The 20,788-nt window shown below is 38.7% G+C and carries 16 protein-coding genes and 4 tRNA genes; 6 read left to right on the forward strand and 14 right to left on the reverse strand.

The annotated features are described in order from the left end of the window. Positions 1 to 3 precede the first annotated feature (3 nt). From rpoC to BW935_RS10500, 14 genes are all read right to left on the reverse strand, one after another. The gene (gene rpoC / locus BW935_RS10435) at positions 4 to 4,308 is read right to left on the reverse strand and encodes a DNA-directed RNA polymerase subunit beta' (protein WP_076501233.1); all 4,305 of its coding nucleotides are present in this window, start codon (positions 4,306 to 4,308) and stop codon (positions 4 to 6) included. A 47-nt stretch (positions 4,309 to 4,355) separates the two neighbouring features. Next, the gene (rpoB, locus tag BW935_RS10440; protein ID WP_076501235.1) at positions 4,356 to 8,231 is read right to left on the reverse strand and encodes a DNA-directed RNA polymerase subunit beta; all 3,876 of its coding nucleotides are present in this window, start codon (positions 8,229 to 8,231) and stop codon (positions 4,356 to 4,358) included. A gap of 154 nt (positions 8,232 to 8,385) precedes the next feature. Beyond that, entirely contained in the window at positions 8,386 to 8,766 is a 381-nt protein-coding gene (gene rplL / locus BW935_RS10445) for a 50S ribosomal protein L7/L12 (protein WP_076501236.1), read from the reverse strand. A 50-nt stretch (positions 8,767 to 8,816) separates the two neighbouring features. Next, positions 8,817 to 9,353 carry a 50S ribosomal protein L10 gene (gene rplJ, locus BW935_RS10450; protein WP_076501238.1) on the reverse strand — a complete coding sequence of 179 codons (537 nt, stop codon included), beginning with the start codon at positions 9,351 to 9,353 and terminating at the stop codon, positions 8,817 to 8,819. A gap of 2 nt (positions 9,354 to 9,355) precedes the next feature. Beyond that, positions 9,356 to 10,054 carry a 50S ribosomal protein L1 gene (gene rplA, locus BW935_RS10455; RefSeq protein WP_076501239.1) on the reverse strand — a complete coding sequence of 233 codons (699 nt, stop codon included), beginning with the start codon at positions 10,052 to 10,054 and terminating at the stop codon, positions 9,356 to 9,358. 10 nt (positions 10,055 to 10,064) lie between these two features. Next, positions 10,065 to 10,508, reverse strand: coding sequence for a 50S ribosomal protein L11 (rplK, locus tag BW935_RS10460; protein ID WP_076501241.1), 444 nt, complete (start codon positions 10,506 to 10,508; stop codon positions 10,065 to 10,067). A gap of 3 nt (positions 10,509 to 10,511) precedes the next feature. Then, positions 10,512 to 11,069: a transcription termination/antitermination protein NusG gene (gene nusG, locus BW935_RS10465; protein ID WP_076501243.1), complete on the reverse strand. Its 558-nt coding sequence runs from the start codon at positions 11,067 to 11,069 to the stop codon at positions 10,512 to 10,514. Between the two features lie 17 nt (positions 11,070 to 11,086). Beyond that, positions 11,087 to 11,275 (reverse strand): preprotein translocase subunit SecE, encoded by a 189-nt coding sequence (gene secE, locus BW935_RS10470; RefSeq protein WP_076501244.1) that lies wholly within the window; start codon positions 11,273 to 11,275, stop codon positions 11,087 to 11,089. An 18-nt stretch (positions 11,276 to 11,293) separates the two neighbouring features. Next, positions 11,294 to 11,364 (reverse strand) — tRNA-Trp (locus BW935_RS10475). A 112-nt stretch (positions 11,365 to 11,476) separates the two neighbouring features. Further along, a complete protein-coding gene (tuf, locus tag BW935_RS10480) occupies positions 11,477 to 12,664 on the reverse strand; it encodes an elongation factor Tu (protein WP_076501246.1) in 1,188 nt (395 codons plus the stop codon). A gap of 65 nt (positions 12,665 to 12,729) precedes the next feature. Next, positions 12,730 to 12,801, reverse strand: a tRNA-Thr gene (locus BW935_RS10485). A 34-nt stretch (positions 12,802 to 12,835) separates the two neighbouring features. Next, positions 12,836 to 12,908, reverse strand: a tRNA-Gly gene (locus tag BW935_RS10490). 51 nt (positions 12,909 to 12,959) lie between these two features. After that, positions 12,960 to 13,042: transfer RNA gene (locus BW935_RS10495), tRNA-Tyr, on the reverse strand. 154 nt (positions 13,043 to 13,196) lie between these two features. Further along, positions 13,197 to 15,788 carry a M1 family metallopeptidase gene (locus BW935_RS10500; RefSeq protein WP_076501248.1) on the reverse strand — a complete coding sequence of 864 codons (2,592 nt, stop codon included), beginning with the start codon at positions 15,786 to 15,788 and terminating at the stop codon, positions 13,197 to 13,199. Positions 15,789 to 15,836: 48 nt separating this feature from the next. Between BW935_RS10500 and BW935_RS10505 the strand changes: the two genes are divergently transcribed. The 6 genes from BW935_RS10505 (at position 15,837) to BW935_RS10530 (ending at position 20,778) form a co-directional block, all read left to right on the forward strand. Further along, positions 15,837 to 16,331 (forward strand): acyl-CoA carboxylase biotin carboxyl carrier protein subunit, encoded by a 495-nt coding sequence (locus tag BW935_RS10505; protein WP_076501249.1) that lies wholly within the window; start codon positions 15,837 to 15,839, stop codon positions 16,329 to 16,331. Between the two features lie 93 nt (positions 16,332 to 16,424). Then, positions 16,425 to 17,135, forward strand: a complete 711-nt coding sequence (pyrH, locus tag BW935_RS10510) for a UMP kinase (RefSeq protein ID WP_076501251.1) — start codon at positions 16,425 to 16,427, stop codon at positions 17,133 to 17,135. Positions 17,136 to 17,157: 22 nt separating this feature from the next. After that, positions 17,158 to 17,718, forward strand: a complete 561-nt coding sequence (gene frr / locus BW935_RS10515; protein ID WP_076501252.1) for a ribosome recycling factor — start codon at positions 17,158 to 17,160, stop codon at positions 17,716 to 17,718. 145 nt (positions 17,719 to 17,863) lie between these two features. Next, the gene (locus tag BW935_RS10520) at positions 17,864 to 19,444 is read left to right on the forward strand and encodes a peptide chain release factor 3 (protein ID WP_076501254.1); all 1,581 of its coding nucleotides are present in this window, start codon (positions 17,864 to 17,866) and stop codon (positions 19,442 to 19,444) included. 61 nt (positions 19,445 to 19,505) lie between these two features. Then, a complete protein-coding gene (locus BW935_RS10525; RefSeq protein ID WP_076501256.1) occupies positions 19,506 to 20,240 on the forward strand; it encodes an RluA family pseudouridine synthase in 735 nt (244 codons plus the stop codon). Between the two features lie 37 nt (positions 20,241 to 20,277). Continuing rightward, positions 20,278 to 20,778 carry a histidine phosphatase family protein gene (locus BW935_RS10530; RefSeq protein WP_076501258.1) on the forward strand — a complete coding sequence of 167 codons (501 nt, stop codon included), beginning with the start codon at positions 20,278 to 20,280 and terminating at the stop codon, positions 20,776 to 20,778. The last annotated feature ends 10 nt before the right edge of the window (positions 20,779 to 20,788 follow it).

A 20,788-nucleotide genomic window follows, 5' to 3' on the forward strand; every position in this document is an offset into this window, starting at 1 on the left:
AATTTACTTAACAACTTCTTTTGATCTGTTTACAGATTTTTCTCTGTCACCAGACATTCTTTCGTATTCATCCAAAGAACCTACTATGATATCTTTGAAATTACGCTGACCTGTTCCAGCAGGGATCAAATGACCTACGATAACATTTTCTTTCAATCCAAGAAGTTCATCGCGCTTACCTCTGATAGCTGCTTCACTCAAAACTTTTGTAGTCTCTTGGAAGGATGCTGCAGAGATAAAGCTTTCTGTACCTAATGAAGCGGCAGTGATACCTTGAAGTGTAGGACGAGAAACCGCAGTTTCAGCATCTCTTACTTGTACAAGTTTCAAATCTTTACGCTTCAAGCTAGAGTTTTCATCTCTTAATCTTCTTGCAGTAATGATCATACCAGCTTTCAAAGTGCTTGAATCACCAGCATCCATTACTACTTTCTTATCAAGAATATTATCATTCTCTTCTCTAAAGGCCCACTTATCAACGACTTGGTTTTGAAGAAATCCAGTATCCCCTGCATCAAGTATTTCTACTTTTTGCATCATTTGACTTACGATTACTTCGATGTGCTTATCATTGATTTTCACACCCTGTAGTCTATAAACCTCTTGAATTTCATTCACTAAGTACTCCTGAACTGCTGTTGGTCCTTTGATAGCCAAGATATCATTAGGTGTGATGGCTCCATCAGAAAGTGGTTCCCCAGCTCTGATAAAGTCATTTTCCTGTACCAAGATATGCTTAGAAAGTGATACCATATATCTCTTTCTTACACCATCCTTTGATTCGATAAAGATCTCTCTATTACCTCTCTTGATACCACCATAAGAAACTACACCATCGATTTCAGACACTACAGCTGGATTGGATGGGTTTCTAGCTTCAAATAATTCAGTTACTCTTGGTAGACCACCAGTGATATCTCTTGTTTTACCAACAGATCTTGGGATTTTCACAAGAATTTGACCAGCTTTTACTTTATCGCCAGCTTCCACAGCAAGGTGGGCTCCAACTGGAATATTATAAGCCTTACTTTCATCACCGTGATTAACTACAACCGCAGGGTTTTTAGTTTTATCTTTGGTGTCGATGATCACTTTCTCTCTATATCCAGTCTGATCATCCGCTACTTCTTTGTAAGTGATCCCTTCGATGATTGCTTCAAATTCGATTTCTCCATCAAATTCTGATAAGATCACCGCATTGTATGGATCCCAAGTACATAGAGAATCACCTTTAGCTATTTTCTGACCATCTTTCACATTCAACACTGCACCATATGGCACGTGATTAGAAACTAAAAGCTTACCTTTTGCATCATTGATTTTGATCTCACCTGATCTACCCATTACGATAGATACTGGCTCACCATCTTTATTTGTGGTTTCGATCCATCTCAATTCCTCTTCAAATTCAATTACACCATCGAACTTCGCATTGATACTAGCTTCTACGGAAATATTGGAAGCAGTACCCCCTACGTGGAAGGTTCTCAAAGTAAGCTGTGTACCTGGCTCACCAATTGACTGTGCAGCAATTACACCAACAGATTCTCCGCTCTGTACCAGATTACCGGTAGTAAGGTTTCTACCGTAACACTTGGCACAAACACCTCTTCTTGTCTCACATGTCAATACAGACCTGATCTCAACTTCTTCAATTGCAGATTCATCAATTCTTCTTGCAATATCATCAGAAATAGTGTCACCCGAACTTACAAGAAGCTCTTCTGTAATAGGATCTATGACATCATGGACAGAAACTCTACCTACAATTCTTTCAGATAGTGGCTCTACAATTTCATCATTGTCTCTCAAAGGCTGAACAACAAGGCCTCTCAAAGTTCCACAATCTTCTTCAGAAACAATCATATCTTGCGCTACGTCCACAAGTCTTCTCGTCAGGTATCCAGCATCTGCTGTTTTCAATGCAGTATCGGCGAGACCTTTACGTGCACCGTGAGTAGAGATAAAGTACTCCAATACATCCAACCCTTCTTTAAAGTTAGACAGAATTGGGTTTTCGATGATCTCCCCAACAGAACCTTGAAGGTTTTTCTGCGGCTTAGCCATCAAACCTCTCATTCCACCAAGCTGACGAATCTGCTCTCGAGAACCTCTTGCTCCTGAGTGCATCATCATGTAGATGGCATTGAAACCTTGCTTATCTTCTTCCATCTGACGCATCAAGATGTTGGTAAGATTTGAGTTGGTTCTAGTCCAAATATCAATTACTTGGTTGTATCTTTCATTGTCTGTGATCAAACCCATTAAGTAGTTGTTCCAAACTTGGTCAACTTCTTCCTTGGCCTTATTGATCAACGGATCTTTTTCATCTGGGATAATTACATCGTTCAATCCCATTGACAAACCGCCAGAGTATGCCATTTGGAATCCAAGATGCTTGATATCATCTAGGAATTGTGCTGTTCTAGAAATACCACAGATTTTAACTACCTCTGCGATGATTTGCTGTAACTTTTTCTTAGTCAAAAGTTCATTTACAAATCCCACTTCTTCTGGCACAAATTGATTGAAAATCAATCTACCAGCAACAGTATCAATTACTTTCTCAAGGAGTTCTCCGTTCTCTCTGATTTTAACTTTACACTTGATCATAGCATGTTGAGAAACTCTTCCCTCGTTCATTGCAATGATCACTTCTTCTTCTCCATAGAAAGTCAAACCTTCACCCAATACAGGTTCCTCAGGGGTTGACTTCTTGCCTTTGGTTACATAATATAGACCCAATACCATATCTTGAGAAGGTACAGTAATAGGAGCACCATTGGCAGGGTTAAGAATATTGTGTGAAGAAAGCATCAAAGTAGAAGCTTCCAATATTGCTTCATGACCTAAAGGTACGTGAACAGCCATCTGATCACCGTCAAAGTCAGCGTTGAATGCAGTACATACTAACGGGTGAAGCTGAATTGCCTTTCCTTCAATCAATTTTGGTTGGAAAGCCTGAATACCTAGTCTGTGAAGTGTTGGAGCACGGTTAAGTAATACAGGGTGTCCTTTCAATACATTCTCAAGGATATCCCATACCACAGGATCTTTTCTATCAACAATCTTTTTAGCAGACTTCACTGTCTTTACAATACCTCTTTCAATCAGTTTTCTGATGATAAAAGGTTTGAAAAGTTCAGCAGCCATGTTTTTAGGTAAACCACATTCGTGAAGCTTCAACTCAGGTCCTACTACAATAACAGAACGACCAGAGTAATCCACCCTCTTACCTAGAAGGTTTTGACGGAATCGACCTTGCTTTCCTTTCAACATATCTGAAAGGGATTTCAATGCTCTATTCCCATCAGACCTTACAGCGTTTACCTTTCTTGAGTTATCAAATAGAGAATCTACAGCTTCCTGCAACATTCTTTTTTCATTTCTCAAGATTACTTCAGGTGCCTTGATGTCTATAAGTCTCTTCAGACGGTTGTTTCTGATGATCACTCTTCTATATAGATCATTCAAATCTGAGGTAGCAAATCTACCACCGTCCAAAGGTACCAAAGGTCTCAATTCTGGTGGAATCACTGGAACCATTCTCACAACCATCCATTCAGGACGATTTTCGATTCTAGTTCTAGCATCTCTAAATGCTTCTACCACTTTCAGTCTTTTCAAAGCTTCCGCTTTTCTTTGCTGAGAAGTATCAGTAGCCGCTTGATGTCTCAAGCTGTAAGATAAATCGTCAAGATCTAGTCTTGCCAATAGCATCTCGATTGCCTCGGCACCCATCTTAGCGATGAATTTATTTGGATCATCATCATCAAGCATTTGGTTTTCTTTTGGAAGCTTATCCATGATATCCAAATACTCATCTTCAGTCAAAAAGTCTAGATATTGGATACCATCCTCAGCCTTAATACCAGCTTGTACGACAGCATATCTTTCGTAATAAACAATTTGATCCAATTTTTTGGTTGGGAGCCCCAACAGGTAACCAATCTTGTTAGGAAGGGATTTGAAGTACCAGATGTGCGCTACTGGAACCACCAACTCGATGTGTCCCATTCTTTCTCTTCGCACTTTCTTTTCAGTAACTTCAACACCACATCTGTCACAGATGATACCTTTATATCTTATGCGCTTGTATTTACCACAATGACATTCCCAGTCTTTTACAGGACCGAAAATCCTCTCACAGAACAAACCTCCCATTTCTGGTTTGTAGGTTCTGTAATTGATAGTTTCAGGCTGCGTTACTTCACCATGTGAGCTATCCAGAATTGATTCTGGAGAAGCCAAACTAATAGTGACTCTGGAAAAGTCGTTGTTTAGTTTTTTATTTTTTCTGAACGCCATAATATTTGAAGAGTATGTTAAGGGCCTTTCGGCCCGTATTTTTTCAATTAGTCTAAGGTAATTTCTAGAGCCAAACCTCTAAGTTCATGAACCAATACGTTGAATGATTCAGGAATATTCGGCTTAGGAAGATTCTCACCTTTCACGATTGCTTCGTAAGCTTTAGCTCTTCCGACTACATCATCAGACTTGACAGTAAGAATTTCCTGAAGTACATGAGATGCACCAAATGCTTCTAACGCCCACACTTCCATTTCACCAAATCTCTGACCACCAAATTGTGCTTTACCACCTAGTGGCTGCTGCGTAATCAAAGAGTATGGCCCAATAGATCTTGCGTGCATCTTATCATCTACCAAGTGACCTAGCTTCAACATATAAGCAATACCTACTGTAACCGGTTGATCGAATTTCTTTCCAGAAAGACCATCGTACAAGTATGTTCTGCCATAAGCTGGAAGACCTGCTTTTTCTAATTCTTCAGAAACTTCCTCCATGGTAGCTCCATCGAAAATAGGCGTAGCATACTTCTTGCCCATTTTGTGACCTGCCCAAGCAAGTACTGTTTCAAAGATCTGACCTATGTTCATCCTTGAAGGTACACCTAGTGGATTCAATACGATATCCATTGGGGTACCATCCTCTAGGAATGGCATGTCTTCCTCTCTTACGATTCTAGCTACGATACCCTTGTTTCCGTGACGACCAGCCATCTTATCACCCACTTTTAGCTTACGTTTTTTAGCCACGTATACTTTAGCAAGCTGCACAATTCCTGCAGGTAACTCATCCCCAACTTCCAATGTGAATTTATCACGTTTGAAAATACCGGCGATCTCGTTTCTAGCATTGATATAATTCTTAACTAGTTGCTGAATCAACTTATTTACATGTGCATCATCAGTCCAGTCATCTAGGATAATATCAGAGATTAGATTTGCTTCTTCCTGAACATTGTAGTTAGATTCGTCTCTGTATGGATTTTTAGCTGGGAATAAATTCTGCTCGATATTCTTAGCATTGAATTTCACTCCTTTGCTAATGATTTCATCTCCAAATTTGTGTTTCACACCAAGGGATGTTTTCCCATCAAGTAAAGCCACCAATTTGTTGATCATTTTGGCTCTGATTCCCAATAGATCTTTAGAGTATTTACCCTTAAGCTTCTCTACTTCAGCCTTAGATTTTGCTCTTAAATCCTTATCTTTTTTAGGCCTTGAGAACAACTTGGTCTCTATAACAACGCCGTTCAATGATGGAGAAGCTTTCAAGGAAGCATCTTTAACATCACCAGCTTTATCACCAAATATAGCTCTCAATAATTTTTCCTCAGGAGTAGGATCGGTCTCACCCTTTGGAGTAATCTTACCGATGATAATATCTCCTTCTTTCAGTTCCGCACCTACTCGAATGATACCATTCTCATCTAAGTTTTTAACAGCTTCTTCTGATACGTTTGGAATTTCAGATGTAAGCTCTTCTTCTCCCCTCTTAGTATCTCTAACTTCAAGTTGGAATTCTTCGATGTGAATGGAAGTGAAGATATCTTCTCTCGCAACTCTTTCAGAAATTACAATTGCATCTTCGAAGTTATACCCTTGCCAAGGCATGTACGCTACTCTCAAGTTCTTACCAAGGGCAAGTTCTCCATTATTTGTAGCATAACCTTCCACTAAGACCTGGCCTTTTTTCACCCTCTGTCCTTTTAGAACAAGTGGTGTCAAGTTGATTGTAGTATCTTGGTTGGTTCTTCTGAACTTTACAAGATTGTACGTTTTATATTCATCACTGAAATTAACCAAAAGGTCATCTTCAGTAAGATCATATTTTATAGTGATTTTAGTAGCATCCACATAGTCAACTACACCATCTGTTTCCGCAATGATCAATGCTCTTGAATCAATAGCAGCTTTTGCTTCTAAACCTGTACCAACGATAGGCGCCTCAGCTTTCAATAAAGGAACTGCTTGACGTTGCATGTTTGACCCCATCAAAGCACGGTTGGCATCATCATGCTCCAAGAAAGGAATCAAAGAAGCTGCAACTGATACAATTTGATTAGGAGCTACGTCCATGTAACTGATCTCTTTTGGATCCAATACAGGGAAATCACCTTCAAATCTGGCCTTAACTCTATCATTTATAAATGTTCCTTTCTCATCTAGAGGAGCATTTGCCTGAGCGATATTATTGTCATCCTCTTCTTCAGCAGTCAAGAAAACAATATCTTCAGCGGACATACTTACTTTTCCATCCTTAACTTTTCTGTAAGGTGTTTCCAAGAAGCCCATCGAATTTACTTTTGCATGCACACAAAGTGAGGAGATCAAACCAATGTTTGGACCTTCTGGCGTTTCGATCGTACAAAGTCTACCGTAGTGAGTATAGTGAACATCTCGAACTTCAAAGCCTGCTCTTTCTCTTGAAAGACCACCTGGACCCAATGCCGATAATCTTCTTTTGTGCGTTAACTCAGCAAGTGGATTGGTTTGATCCATAAACTGAGAAAGCTGATTGGTTCCAAAGAAGGAGTTGATCACAGAAGACAAGGTTCTTGCGTTGATCAGATCAACAGGCTTGAAATCTTCATTATCCCTTACATTCATTCTTTCTCTGATCGTTCTTGCCATTCTTGCAAGACCTACACCGAATTGAGAATATAATTGCTCGCCTACAGTTCTGACTCTTCTATTGCTTAAGTGATCAATATCATCTACTACGGCTTTAGAGTTGATAAGACCAATAAGGTATTTTACAATATTGATAATATCTTCTGTCGTCAGTACAATTTTTTCTGCATCAATATCAAGACCAAGCTTTTTATTGATTCTATATCTACCTACTTCACCAAGGTCGTATCTCTTGTCAGAGAAAAACAAACCATGAATAACCTCTCTAGCAGTAGCTTCATCAGGAGCTTCGGTATTTCTCAACTGCCTGTAAATAACTTCTACCGCCTCTTTTTCAGAGTTGGAGTTATCCTTCTGAAGTGTATTGTAAATGATTGAGTAATCAGCGACGTTCACATCTTCCCTATGGAGAATAATGGATTTAGCACCTGATTCCAAAATCAGTTCTATATCTTCATCTGTTAGAATAGAGTCTCTTTCAAGAAGAACTTCATTTCTATCAATTGATACAACCTCACCAGTATCTTCATCTACGAAGTCTTCAACCCAAGTTCTCAGAACTCTAGCCGCAAGTTTTCTACCTGCTGCTTTTTTGAGCGCTGCTTTAGTTGCTGCGACTTCTTCAGATAAACCAAAAAGATCAAGGATAGCTTTATCAGAACCATACCCAATAGCTCTAAGAAGCGTAGTAACTGGGAATTTTTTCTTTCTATCAATATAAGCATACATTACATTGTTAATGTCAGTAGCAAACTCAATCCAGCTACCTTTAAAAGGTATAATCCTAGCGGAATAAAGCTTAGTACCGTTGGTATGTTTACTTTGAGCAAAGAATACACCAGGGGATCTATGAAGTTGGGAAACAATAACTCGCTCTGCTCCATTGATCACAAACGAACCCTTCTCTGTCATGTACGGAAGATTCCCGAGGAAAACCTCTTGTTCAATTGTCTCAAAATCCTCGTTGTCTTCGTCCGAACACAGCAATCTTAATTTGGCTTTGAGTGGAACAGAATAAGTAAGACCTCTATCAATACATTCTTCGATGTTGTATTTTGGAGGATCTACAGCGTAGTCAATAAATTCAAGAGTGAAGTTTTCTCTAGAATCACTAATAGGGAAATTCTCAGAAAACACTTTGAAAAGACCATCCTGTCTCCTTTTTTCAGCCGGAGTATCCAACTGGAAAAAATCTTTAAAAGATTGTAATTGGATATCAAGGAAATCCGGATAGTCTTTGACTACCTTAATAGATGAGAAACTTTTCCTTTCGGTTTGATTCTGGATAGCCAAGGCAGTATATATTTATAGTGATAATTAATAACCAAATGCGACAATTTTCGCTTGAAATAGTGCAATTTTTTACCTGTGCACAAACAGGAAAAGACCTGACTATATAGTCAGGTCTATTACCATTACCTTCACCTCAAGGTAAAGAGAGGCAAAATTACTTCAACTCAACTTCAGCACCAGCCTCTTCAAGAGACTTTTTCAAAGCTTCAGCTTCGTCTTTAGCGATACCTTCTTTAACAGCTTTAGGAGCACCGTCAACTAGTTCTTTCGCTTCTTTCAAACCAAGACCAGTCAATTCTTTCACAAGCTTAACTACAGCAAGTTTCTGACCACCAGCGGCTTTAAGGATAACATCGAATGAAGACTTTTCTTCTTCAGCAGCACCAGCATCACCAGCAGCACCACCAGCTACCATTACAGCACCAGCAGCAGCAGGTTCGATACCATACTCGTCTTTCAAAATATCAGCCAATTCTTTTACTTCTTTTACAGTCAAGTTTACCAACTGATCAGCAAGTTGTTTAAGATCTGCCATTGTATTAATATTTAAATTGTTGTGTTTACTAATTGATTTGATAAATTATTTTATTCTTTTTCAGAAAGTGTCTTAACCACACCAGCGATAGTATTCTGACCATACTGAAGGGCAGAGATAAGATTTTTTGCTGGAGATTGAAGAAGTCCGATAACATCTCCCAAAAGTTCATTTTTAGATTTAAGGGTAGATAGCATTTCTAGGTTTTTCTCTCCTACAAATACATCTGAATCTATGTATGCACCTTTGAAAACTGGTCTTACTTCTTTCTTACCAAGTTTCTTTCTAAAATCAAGGATTACTTTCGCTGGCAGGTTCCCAATTTCTTTGGAGAACACAATACCTGAAAAACCTTTAAGTGTCTCTTCTGAGAATTTCACATAGTCACCATCGAGATTCTCGAGGGCTTTTGCGATAAGTGTATTCTTATATACTTTATATTCTACACCTTTCTCGAAACAAGCTCTTCTGAAAGCATTTACCTGAGCTACATTGAAACCTCCTGCATCAGTAATGTAGAAATACGGGTTTTCTTTGAATTTCTCGGTAAGACTTTCGATTATTTCTCTTTTTTCGTCTCTAGTCATGATTAAATACCTTGAATGCTACCTTTATCTACAATAATTCCAGGAGACATTGTACTTGACAAATGAATACTTCTGAAATAGGTTCCTTTTGAAGAAGCAGGTTTAAGTTTAGAAATTGTAGCGATAAGCTCTTTTGCATTTTCCTGAATTTGCTCAGGAGTAAAAGATGCCTTACCAATACCAGCGTGAATGATTCCAAATTTATCTACTTTGAAATCAATTTTACCAGCTTTTACTTCTTTAACAGCTTTACCTACTTCCAATGTAACTGTACCAGATTTTGGGTTAGGCATCAAGCCTCTAGGTCCCAAAACCCTACCTAATCTACCAACTTTTGCCATTACGTTAGGCATGGTGATAATCACATCGATATCAGTCCATCCACCTTCAATTTTAGCAATATAGTCGTCTAATCCAACATAGTCTGCACCTGCTTCTTTGGCTTCAGCTTCTTTGTCAGGGGTACATAGTACCAAAACCTTAACATCCTTACCTGTACCATGCGGCAATGCAACTACTCCTCTTACCATTTGATCAGCTTTTCTAGGATCTACGCCCAAACGAACGTCGATATCCACTGAAGCATCAAATTTGGTGTTAGTGATTTGCTTCACAATTGAAGAAGCTTCCTCTAGGGAGTACTGTTGGCTTGGGTCGTACTTAGAAAGAGCTTCTTTTTGCTTTTTTGTTAACTTAGCCATAGTGTTTATTTTATTCCTCCCAAGGGGCTTTTCCAGATACTGTGATACCCATACTTCTAGCTGTACCTGCGATCATTTTCATGGCAGACTCAACTTTGAAAGCATTTAAGTCAGGCATTTTCACTTCAGCAATTTCCTTTACTTGATCCCAAGTAACAGATCCTACTTTTTTCCTGTTAGGCTCTGAAGATCCACCTTTAATTTTTGCAGCCTCGATCAGCATATTAGCAGCTGGAGGAGTTTTTACCACAAAATCAAAAGATTTGTCAGAGTAAACAGTAATCAAAACAGGCAATACTGAACCCATTTTATCCTGGGTTCTGGCATTGAATTGCTTACAGAACTCCATGATGTTCAAACCCTTTGAACCAAGGGCTGGACCAACTGGAGGCGATGGATTTGCCTGGCCACCTTTCACCTGTAATTTCACATAACCAGTGATTTCCTTAGCCATTTCCTAGTCTTGTTTTTCTACTTGTATAAAGTTTAACTCTACAGGGGTGTTTCGTCCAAAGATCTTGACCATAACATTCAATTTCTTCTTATCTTCAAACACCTCTTCTATTGTTCCGGCGAACCCACTGAAAGGACCGTCCATTACTTTTACGGTCTCTCCAACTATAAATGGAGTATCTAATTTCTCTGCAAACTCATCAATCTCCTCAACTCGTCCTAAGATTCTGTTGACTTCTGATTGACGTAATGGCTCAGGGGTTTTGGAAGCCCCCCCTTGGTTTGACCCTAAGAAACCGATAACACCCGGAATGCTTGTAATTACGTGATTAGCTTCACCATTGGTAAGATCCGCATTAACTAAAACGTAGCCAGGAAAGAAGTTTCTCTCTCTGACTCTTTTCTTGCCATTGCGCATCTCGTAAACTTTCTCAGATGGTATCAAAACCTCAGGAATAAAATCCTCAAGTTTCTGTCGCAGAATTTCATTATCCAAGTAAGTCTTGGCTTTTTTCTCCTGCCCAGCTACCACCCTAAGTACATACCACTTATATTCAGCCATCAGTAATTTCTATTCAATTAAAATAAGTCGTAAAACCAAGTCATCAAATTCTCAAATCCCAAATCAATTACTCCAATCAATAGAGAAAAAATAAGGGAAGCTACGATGACCAAAACAGCACTGTTTTGTAAGAACGAGTAGTTAGGCCATGTGACCTTATTTTTCATCTCGTCTATGGATTCAATGACAAAACTCTTGATATTCATGGTTTTACTTTATTGTTGCACGGGCAGAGAGATTCGAACTCCCATCAACGGTTTTGGAGACCGCTATTCTGCCATTGAACTATGCCCGTAGATTATTTTGATCCTTAAAAGGAACGCAAAAGTAGGGAAATAAGGATTAAGAAACAAATGCGACCCCGAAAAATTTCAAGATCGCATTTGTCAATATAATAATTCTATTGATTAGTCTAGAATCTCAGTCACCTGACCAGCACCTACTGTTCTACCACCTTCACGGATAGCGAAACGTAGACCTTTCTCAAGTGCTACTGCGTTCAACAAGTTCACTTCAATAGTAACGTTATCACCTGGCATAACCATTTCAACGTTTTCTGGAAGTTTAATTTCACCTGTTACGTCAGTAGTTCTTAAATAGAACTGTGGACGGTATTTGTTGAAGAAAGGAGTGTGACGTCCACCTTCTTCTTTAGAAAGTACATAAACTTCAGCATTGAAGTGAGCATGAGGCTTCACAGAACCTGGCTTACAGATAATCATACCTCTCTTGATTTGAGATTTTTCAATACCTCTCAACAATAGACCTACGTTATCACCTGCTTCACCTCTGTCAAGAATCTTACGGAACATCTCAACACCAGTTACAGTAGACTTAAGTCCCTGTGCACCCATACCGATGATATCTACTGGATCACCAGAGTTGATTACACCTCTTTCAATTCTACCAGTAGCTACAGTACCACGACCAGTGATCGAGAATACATCCTCTACAGGCATCAAGAAGTCTTTGTCAATAAGACGCTCAGGAAGTGGAATGTGGTTATCCACAGCATCCATCAATTCCATGATTTTATCTTCCCACTTAGCTTCGCCATTAAGGCCACCAAGTGCAGAACCAGCAATAACTGGAATATTATCTCCGTCGAAATCGTAGAAAGATAAAAGCTCTCTAACTTCCATTTCTACAAGCTCAAGAAGCTCTGGGTCATCTACCATGTCCACTTTGTTCAAGAAAACAACTAGAGCTGGTACACCTACCTGACGAGCAAGAAGGATGTGCTCTCTTGTTTGTGGCATTGGTCCATCAGTTGCTGCTACCACTAGAATAGCGCCATCCATTTGAGCAGCACCAGTTACCATGTTCTTTACGTAATCAGCGTGACCTGGACAGTCAACGTGAGCGTAGTGTCTAGATTCTGTTTGGTACTCAACGTGAGATGTGTTGATCGTGATACCTCTTTCTTTTTCTTCTGGAGCGTTGTCGATAGAAGAGAAATCTCTTAATTCAGAAAGACCTTTTTTGGCCAATACTGTAGTAATGGCAGCAGTCAAAGTTGTCTTTCCATGGTCTACGTGACCAATCGTACCGATATTAACGTGCGGTTTGGAACGGTCAAAGGTTGCTTTTGCCATGCGTGAAAATCCTCTGTTTTAGTTAAAGATATAAATTAATTTTTTTTTCTATTTCAATGTTTCTGAGCCAACGACGGGATTTGAACCCGTGACCCCTTCCTTACCAAGGAAGTACTCTACCCCTGAGCTACGTCGGCTGTTGACATTTACATATGCCTATAAAAAGCATAGAGCGGGAGACGAGGCTCGAACCCGCGACCTGCAGCTTGGAAGGCTGCCGCTCTACCAACTGAGCTACTCCCGCTTTTTATTACGTGTTTGCAAAAGTAATTATTTTTTTGACAAAAACGCAATGTGGGGGAAACAGGATTCGAACCTGTGAAGACATAAGTCAACGGATTTACAGTCCGTCCCAGTTGGCCGCTTTGGTATTCCCCCAACTGAAATTATCGATAAGATTTAAAGTTTTCTGAACTTTTCGTTCTCTTAACGGATGGCAAAATTATACCCTTTTCTGAAACATTCAAAATTCTATCAAAAATTTTCAAGTCTTTTTTCTCACCCCTTAAATAAACTCAAAGAAATCAAGTGATTAATTTTCATCAAGGTATGGTTCAAGGTAATATTCTTTGTATCGCTTCGCTAAAATATCCGCTTCCTTTTCGTATAAATCCTTAATTTTCTCTATTACTCCAGGATCATCAACAAATCCAAATAAAGCCTGAAATGCAGCTGCTCGGATATAGTTTGCTTGATGATTAAGACCTATTTGATATAAATTCTCTACCGCTATTTCACTTTCGTATAAGTTTTGAGCTTTGGCAAAATAATCTCCATAATAACCAATCAAATAATAAAGCGATTGACCGGACATTTTATCCAATTTCTCGTGAAACCAAGTCGCTTGATCAAATCGTTCATCGGTTATCATATAATCTGCAATCGCAACAACAATCCTAATATTATCATCAACCATATATTGATTGGCGACAGACTCTCTGTTAGGGTTTGATTCATTTTCCAAGTATGCAGTCAATGCAGCACCTGCTACATAATAAGAAGGATGATTCATCCAGTTTAGAAATGATGTAGCGTACTTATCTGGATCTAATAATGCCAGCAGTTCAATAGCACCCGCTCTAACAGTGTTCTTAGGATCATTCTCCGCTAATTCTAATAATGTTTTTTCCAGCCCTTTCACTTGCATGATCCATTCAGGGTTTCTCGCCACAGCAATCATTGACATTTCACGGATAGGAGCAAATGAGTCTATTAAGCCTTTTCCGATCAATTCAATGACTTTGGGTTCATCAGAATAATTATTTATTAAACTATCCATTGCTTCATATCGAGCTATGCCATAAATCGATGACTCAAATTGTCTCATAAAGTGTTCAAACCCTCTTTTACTTTTTTTCTCTGCTAATAACTCCAATCTTTCATCAAAATATAAAGCATAAACAGGGTCGGCATTTTCTATTGCAAACTGCTGTGTACCCTTCTCTAAAACGAACTGCTTTTCATATCTATCCCCGTCTGTGTACCAGCTGACTTTAAATGGAATTTTATATAACGGAGTATTGCTCAAATTTTGTCTCTGTGACACTGTAAGTAATAGATTGTCTCTTTGACTGTAATCAATATCATATTCTAAATCTGGATGACCAGCTGACAAGAACCATTGATTAAAAAACCAATTGAGATCCTGCCCTGTCACTTCTTCAAAAGCTAATCTTAAATCATGAACCTCCACACTTGAAAATGCATGTTTGGTCAAATAATGATTGAGCGATCCGAAAAAAGCATCATCACCAAGGTATCTTCTGAGCATATGCAGAATTCTACCACCTTTGGCGTAAGAGTGACTATCAAACATATCCTCAGCATCTTCATGATAAAAGCGAATTAAATCTTCTTGCTTCTCTAATGCCTCATCAAAATATTGCTCCATTTCTGAGATATGATGAATGTCAGCTTCATCTAAACCCTCTTTGTATTCGTACCATAGATACTCTGAGTAATTTGCAAAAGCTTCATTCAAAGTTAGGTTTGCCCAGGACTCTGTAGTCACATAGTTCCCAAACCATTGATGAAATAATTCGTGTGCAATGATTCCATCCCATTCACTATCTAAAGCCTCCCTCTCGTTCAGGTTCAATTCTTCCATAAAAACTGAAATCGTTGTATTTTCCATTGCCCCTGAGACAAAGTCTCTGACCACTACCTGATCATACTTCTGCCATGGATATCTTACTCCTAAAATCTCAGAGAAAAAACCTATCATCTCTGGCGTATTTTGAAAAACTGTCTTGGCTCCTCCTGCAAATTTTTCTTCAACATAATAGTTGACTTGAATATCCTGCCAGGCATCTTTGATTTCTACAAATTCACCTATTACAATCGCAGCCAAATAAGGAGCATGGGGAAGATCCATTTCCCAATGATCAGTCCTTGTTCCATCTGCATTGGATTGACTAGAAATCAAATCTCCATTGCTGATCGTTCGGTATTTTTCATCCACTGTCAATTTGATATCTTGAGTGGCTCTTTCATTAGGCGTATCAAAGGTCGGGAACCACTTGGAATTATGTTCAGTCTCTCCTTGCGTCCATATTTGAGTAGGCTTGTTCTCTACTCCAGATGCATTGATAAAATATAGCCCTTTGGTATCCGTAATGGCTTTACTTCCTGCTCTCGGGTTTTCGTTAGGCTTTGCAGTATATTTTATGGAAACCTGAATAGTGTCTTCTCTTGAGTAATTTTGAGGCAAATAAGCCAAAACATTTGCTCCATCATACTTAAAATTCAACTCCCTTTCATCCTTTCCTAAAAGCTTGAATGAATGAATATCAAAATCCTTTGCATCTAGTTCAAGTTGATTTTGAGTGAAAAAGAATGGCTTAATAGTTAAAATTGCCGTTCCATTTACTTGCTCTTTCTCAAAATCAAATTCTAGGTCAAGGGATGTATGCAAAAGATCAAAATACCGAGTTCGCTCAGGTTTATAATCAGAAATCAAAGCTTCTTTTGTTCGAAGGAGTTCCTGATACCCTTCTAGATTTTGTTGCAAAGAAGGTAATTCCTGTACTTTTTGCGGCTCTACAGGAATGTTTTCGCTACTTTTACAAGCCACAAAAAGTAGAATAAAAAGTGATGGTAAAAGCTTATAAGTTTGGATTTTCATAAACAGGCTTTTTATAATTTAATTGTATATTGGCGCAAAATAATAGAAATGTATTCAGTAAGCATCGACAAGTCAGTAATAAAAGTAGAGAAATCAGGTGATACTCTTGTAGTAAACGAGGAATCACTATTATGGGATATCACTAAAACTGGTGAAAGATTATATCATGTCATCTACGAAGATCAATCTTTCAACCTTGAGGTAGTGTCTATTGACAGTACAGAAAAAATACTCAAACTTAAACTCAACAACAAACTCGCTGAAATTAAACTTCAAGATAAGTTTGACCTGCTCTTGGAAAAATTGGGGATGAATACTGCGGCTGCTAACCACGCCAAAGATATCAAAGCTCCAATGCCTGGGTTGATTTTTGATTTGAAAGTAAAAGAAGGAGACGAGGTTAAAAAAGGAGATCCTGTCCTAATCTTAGAAGCGATGAAAATGGAAAATATCATCAAAGCTCCAGGTGATGGCGTCGTGAAATCAATCAAAATAAAAAAGGGAGACAGTGTAGAGAAAAATCAAGTTCTGATTCAATTTTAAGGCGGTATCTTTAGATTCCGAGTTGAAGGGCTTATATTTGTAAAATTTATCAATCATAGATTCACAGATCGTTTTTCAAATCAACACCAAAAAATGAAGTACAAAAGGATACTATTAAAATTAAGCGGAGAGTCTCTAATGGGGGAAAATAATTACGGGATTGACCCCAATAGATTGCAGCAATACGCAGAAGAGATCAAAAAAGTAAAAGAATTAGGTGTTGAAATCGCAATAGTAATTGGAGGAGGTAATATTTTTAGAGGCGTACAAGCCGAAAAAACGGGTATAGATAGAGTTCAAGGAGATTACATGGGGATGCTTGCTACCTTGATCAATGCCATGGCACTCCAGAGTGCATTAGAACAAAACGGCATGTTTACTCGATTAATGTCTGGCATCAAAGTGGAGAGTGTTTGTGAGCCATTTATTAGAAGAAGAGCAATCAGACATCTGGAGAAAGGCAGAATCGTAATTTTTGGTGCAGGTATTGGTAACCCGTATTTCACAACCGACTCTACAGCTAGTCTAAGAGCTGTAGAAATCGAAGCTGAAGTTGTTCTCAAAGGCACTAGGGTAGACGGCGTATACACGGCAGATCCAGAAAAAGATAAATCAGCCACCAAATATAGCGCCCTTTCTTTTCAAGAGGCATATGAAAAAAACCTCAACATCATGGACATGACGGCGTTTACATTATGTCAGGAAAACAATCTGCCAATTATCGTATTTGATATGAACAAGGAAGACAACCTTGCAAAGTTAATCCAAGGAGAAGAGATAGGAACATTAATCACAACATTATAAATAATCCAGACTAAAATCTATTATGGAAGAGATACAAATGCACCTGGACGAGGCAAAAGAGTTGATGCAAAAAGCCGTAAATCATACCTCACAAGAATTGGTAAAAATCAGAGCAGGCAAAGCCATGCCTAACTTACTAGATGGCATTATGGTTTCTTACTATGGTGCCCCAACTCCATTGCAACAGGTGGCTTCAGTGACTACCCCAGATGCGCGAACACTTTCCATCAAACCTTGGGAAAGAAATTTAATCAGTGAAATCGAAAGATCCATCATCAACTCAGACCTAGGTCTCGCACCACAAAATAACGGGGAGATCATCATCCTAACCATCCCTCCCATGACAGAAGAAAGGAGAAGGGGATTAGTAAAGCAGGCGAAAGCTGAATGTGAGAATGGAAAGGTGAGTGTTCGAACAGTAAGAAAGGATACCAACGATGCGCTTAAAAAACTCCAAAAAGATGGCGCATCAGAAGACGAAATAAAAAGAGCTGAGGATGCTGTACAAAAACTCACAGATCAATATTCAACAAAAATAGACGAGCTCTTGGTTAAAAAAGAAACTGAGATCATGACAGTTTGACGAATCTTTTTGCCCCTAAAATACATTAGGGTCTGCTCCTTATTTGGGGCAGACTTTTTTTATCAATTGCCTACTTTACATTGCATCTATATTTTTCACCTAGAAAAGCGTACCTTTGCACCTTGGAAATTTTGAATCTATCCAAATGAGTTTAACAAAAGAAATACAAAAGCGCAGGACATTTGCCATTATTGCCCACCCAGATGCGGGGAAAACCACATTAACAGAAAAACTTTTGCTTTTTGGTGGTGCAATTCAGACCGCAGGTGCTGTGAAATCTAACAAAATAGATACTGCTACCAAATCTGACTGGATGGAAATCGAAAAGCAAAGAGGCATCTCTGTTGCGACCTCAGTCATGGGATTTGAATATAGAGATATTAAAATTAACCTACTCGATACGCCAGGTCACCAGGATTTTGCTGAAGATACTTACCGTACACTCACAGCGGTAGATTCTGTAATCATGGTAATCGATTGTGTAAAAGGTGTGGAAATTCAGACTGAAAAACTTATGGAAGTTTGTCGGATGAGAAACACACCTGTGATCTGTTTCATCAATAAACTTGATCGTGAAGGCAGAGATCCATACGAACTGTTAGACGAAGTTGAAAACAAACTCAACATCAAAGTAAGACCGCTTTCTTGGCCTATAGGCATGGGTAAAGGTTTTAAAGGTGTCTACAACCTATATGAGAAAAAGCTAAACTTATTTACACCAAGCCAAAGAAAACTAAGCGACGATCGCGTGGTGATTAAAAACTTGGAAGATAGCCAATTAGATGAATTGATTGGGACTAATAATGCCAATCAACTCAGAGAAGATGTGGAATTGATCGAAGGGGTATATCCTGATTTTGATACCAAAGAGTACCTTGAAGGAAAAGTTGCTCCTGTATTCTTTGGCTCCGCTGTGAACAACTTCGGCGTCAACGAAATGCTCGACACCTTTATAAGAATTGCTCCTGCTCCAAAAAGTAGAAACACAGAGGATAGGGAGGTTGTACCAACAGAGAACAATTTCTCTGGATTTGTATTTAAAATCCATGCAAACATGGATCCAAATCACAGAAATAGAATTGCATTTCTTAGGATTTGCTCTGGTCAATTCGAGAGAAATAAGCCATATAAACACGTGAGGGGGACAAAACCATTGAGGTTCTCAAATGTCACCCAATTTATGGCTCAGGATAGAGAAATGGTTGATATAGCATATCCAGGGGATATTGTAGGTCTATATGATACTGGAAATCTAAAAATTGGTGATACCTTGACAGACGGTGAGGAAATGACCTTCAAAGGAATCCCAAGTTTCTCTCCAGAGATCTTCAAAGAAGTCATCAATAAAGATGCAATGAAGACCAAGCAACTAGAAAAAGGGTTGAAGCAATTGATGGAAGAAGGTGTTGCACAACTGTTTACCTTTGACATGGGTTCGAGAAAGGTAATCGGAACAGTAGGTCAACTTCAATTTGAAGTGATTCAATTCAGATTGAAGCAAGAATATAATGCCTCTGTAGAATTCGCTCCTATGCAATTGTACAAAGCTTGTTGGATCAATAGTAGCGATAAGAAAAAATTGGACGAGTTTATCAAATCTAAGAATCGACACATTGCTCATGATAAAGATGGGAAATTAGTATTCATGGCTGAATCTCGCTCTTGGTTGCAAATGGTACAGGACAACTATCCTGATATAGAATTCCACTTTACTTCTGAATTTTAATTTCCAGAAGTAAAAAGTTCAAATACTGCCAGATTTTGGCAAATATAAAATCAACAAAGAAATGAAAAAGAGGCCATTTTCAGTCGTCTATGAAGACAACCACCTGTTGGTAGTCAATAAGGCTGCGGGCATTTTAGTTCAAGGCGATAAGACTAAAGACAAAACCTTAACAGATTATTGTAAAGAGTATATCGCTGAGAAATATAACAAACCAGGAGATGTTTTTCTCCACCCTGTCCATAGACTGGATAGACCTGTTAGTGGCTTGGTTGTCTTTGCCAGAACATCAAAAGGACTTGAAAGAATGATGGAGCTTTTCAGAAAGCGTGACATTCACAAAGTTTACTGGGCTGTAGTGAAGAAAAAACCCAAGGATGAAATGGGGAAATTAACCCATTATCTGGTAAAAGACGAAAATAAAAATTTTGTAACAGCTCACGACTATGAAGTCCCAGGATCTCAAAAAGCTGAGCTTACCTACAAAAGGCTCGGCAAACTGAACGATCATTGGCTCTTGGAAGTAAGACCAGTATCTGGACGTCCTCACCAGATCCGAGTTCAATTGGCATCTATGGGATGTACCATCAGAGGGGATGTAAAATACGGCTTCCCAAAAGGAAATCCCGACAAAAGCATAAATTTGCACGCATTCCATTTGATTTTTGTTCATCCTGTTAGAAAAGAAAAACTCTATATTAGAGCAGCACTTCCAGAAGAACCTTTCTGGGAGCAATATCTTGAGCTTGAACCTGTCAAAGCCAAAGATCAACACATCGACAATACTTACAGCGGATAACTTGAAAGTTCAAAAAACTAATCACCTAACTACTAACATGAAAAATTTAATTTATACGCTTCTTTTATGCTTGACAATTGGGGCATGTAGCACAAAGCAGGAACCAAAGACTATCTATGTTGTCAGACATGCAGAAAAAATGCTAGATGGTAATGACCCTATGCTCAGTGTAGCTGGTACAGCTAGAGCAAAAAAATTAGATCAAATTTTAGCTGATAAAGCAATTAAGCATGCTTTCAGCACAAATACAGTGAGGACATTAGCAACGATTCAACCAACAGCTAACCGACATGGCATCGCCAAAGAAATCTATGACCCTCAGTTCCATGATGATTTGGTAAAAGAGTTGAGAACAAGAAAAGGTAATATCGTAGTGGTGGGACATAGTAATACAGTGCATCATATCCTTAATTACTTTGTCGATAGCGGTGAGAAATTCGAGGAACTCAAAGACGAAGAATATGATTTTATATTTGAAATAACTCTAGCTGAAGATGGCAGTAGTTCCGTAGAAAGAAAAATTTACAAAGAATATTAAAAGAGGCGGA

The organism is Belliella pelovolcani (genome assembly GCF_900156785.1).
Taxonomy (GTDB): domain Bacteria; phylum Bacteroidota; class Bacteroidia; order Cytophagales; family Cyclobacteriaceae; genus Belliella; species Belliella pelovolcani.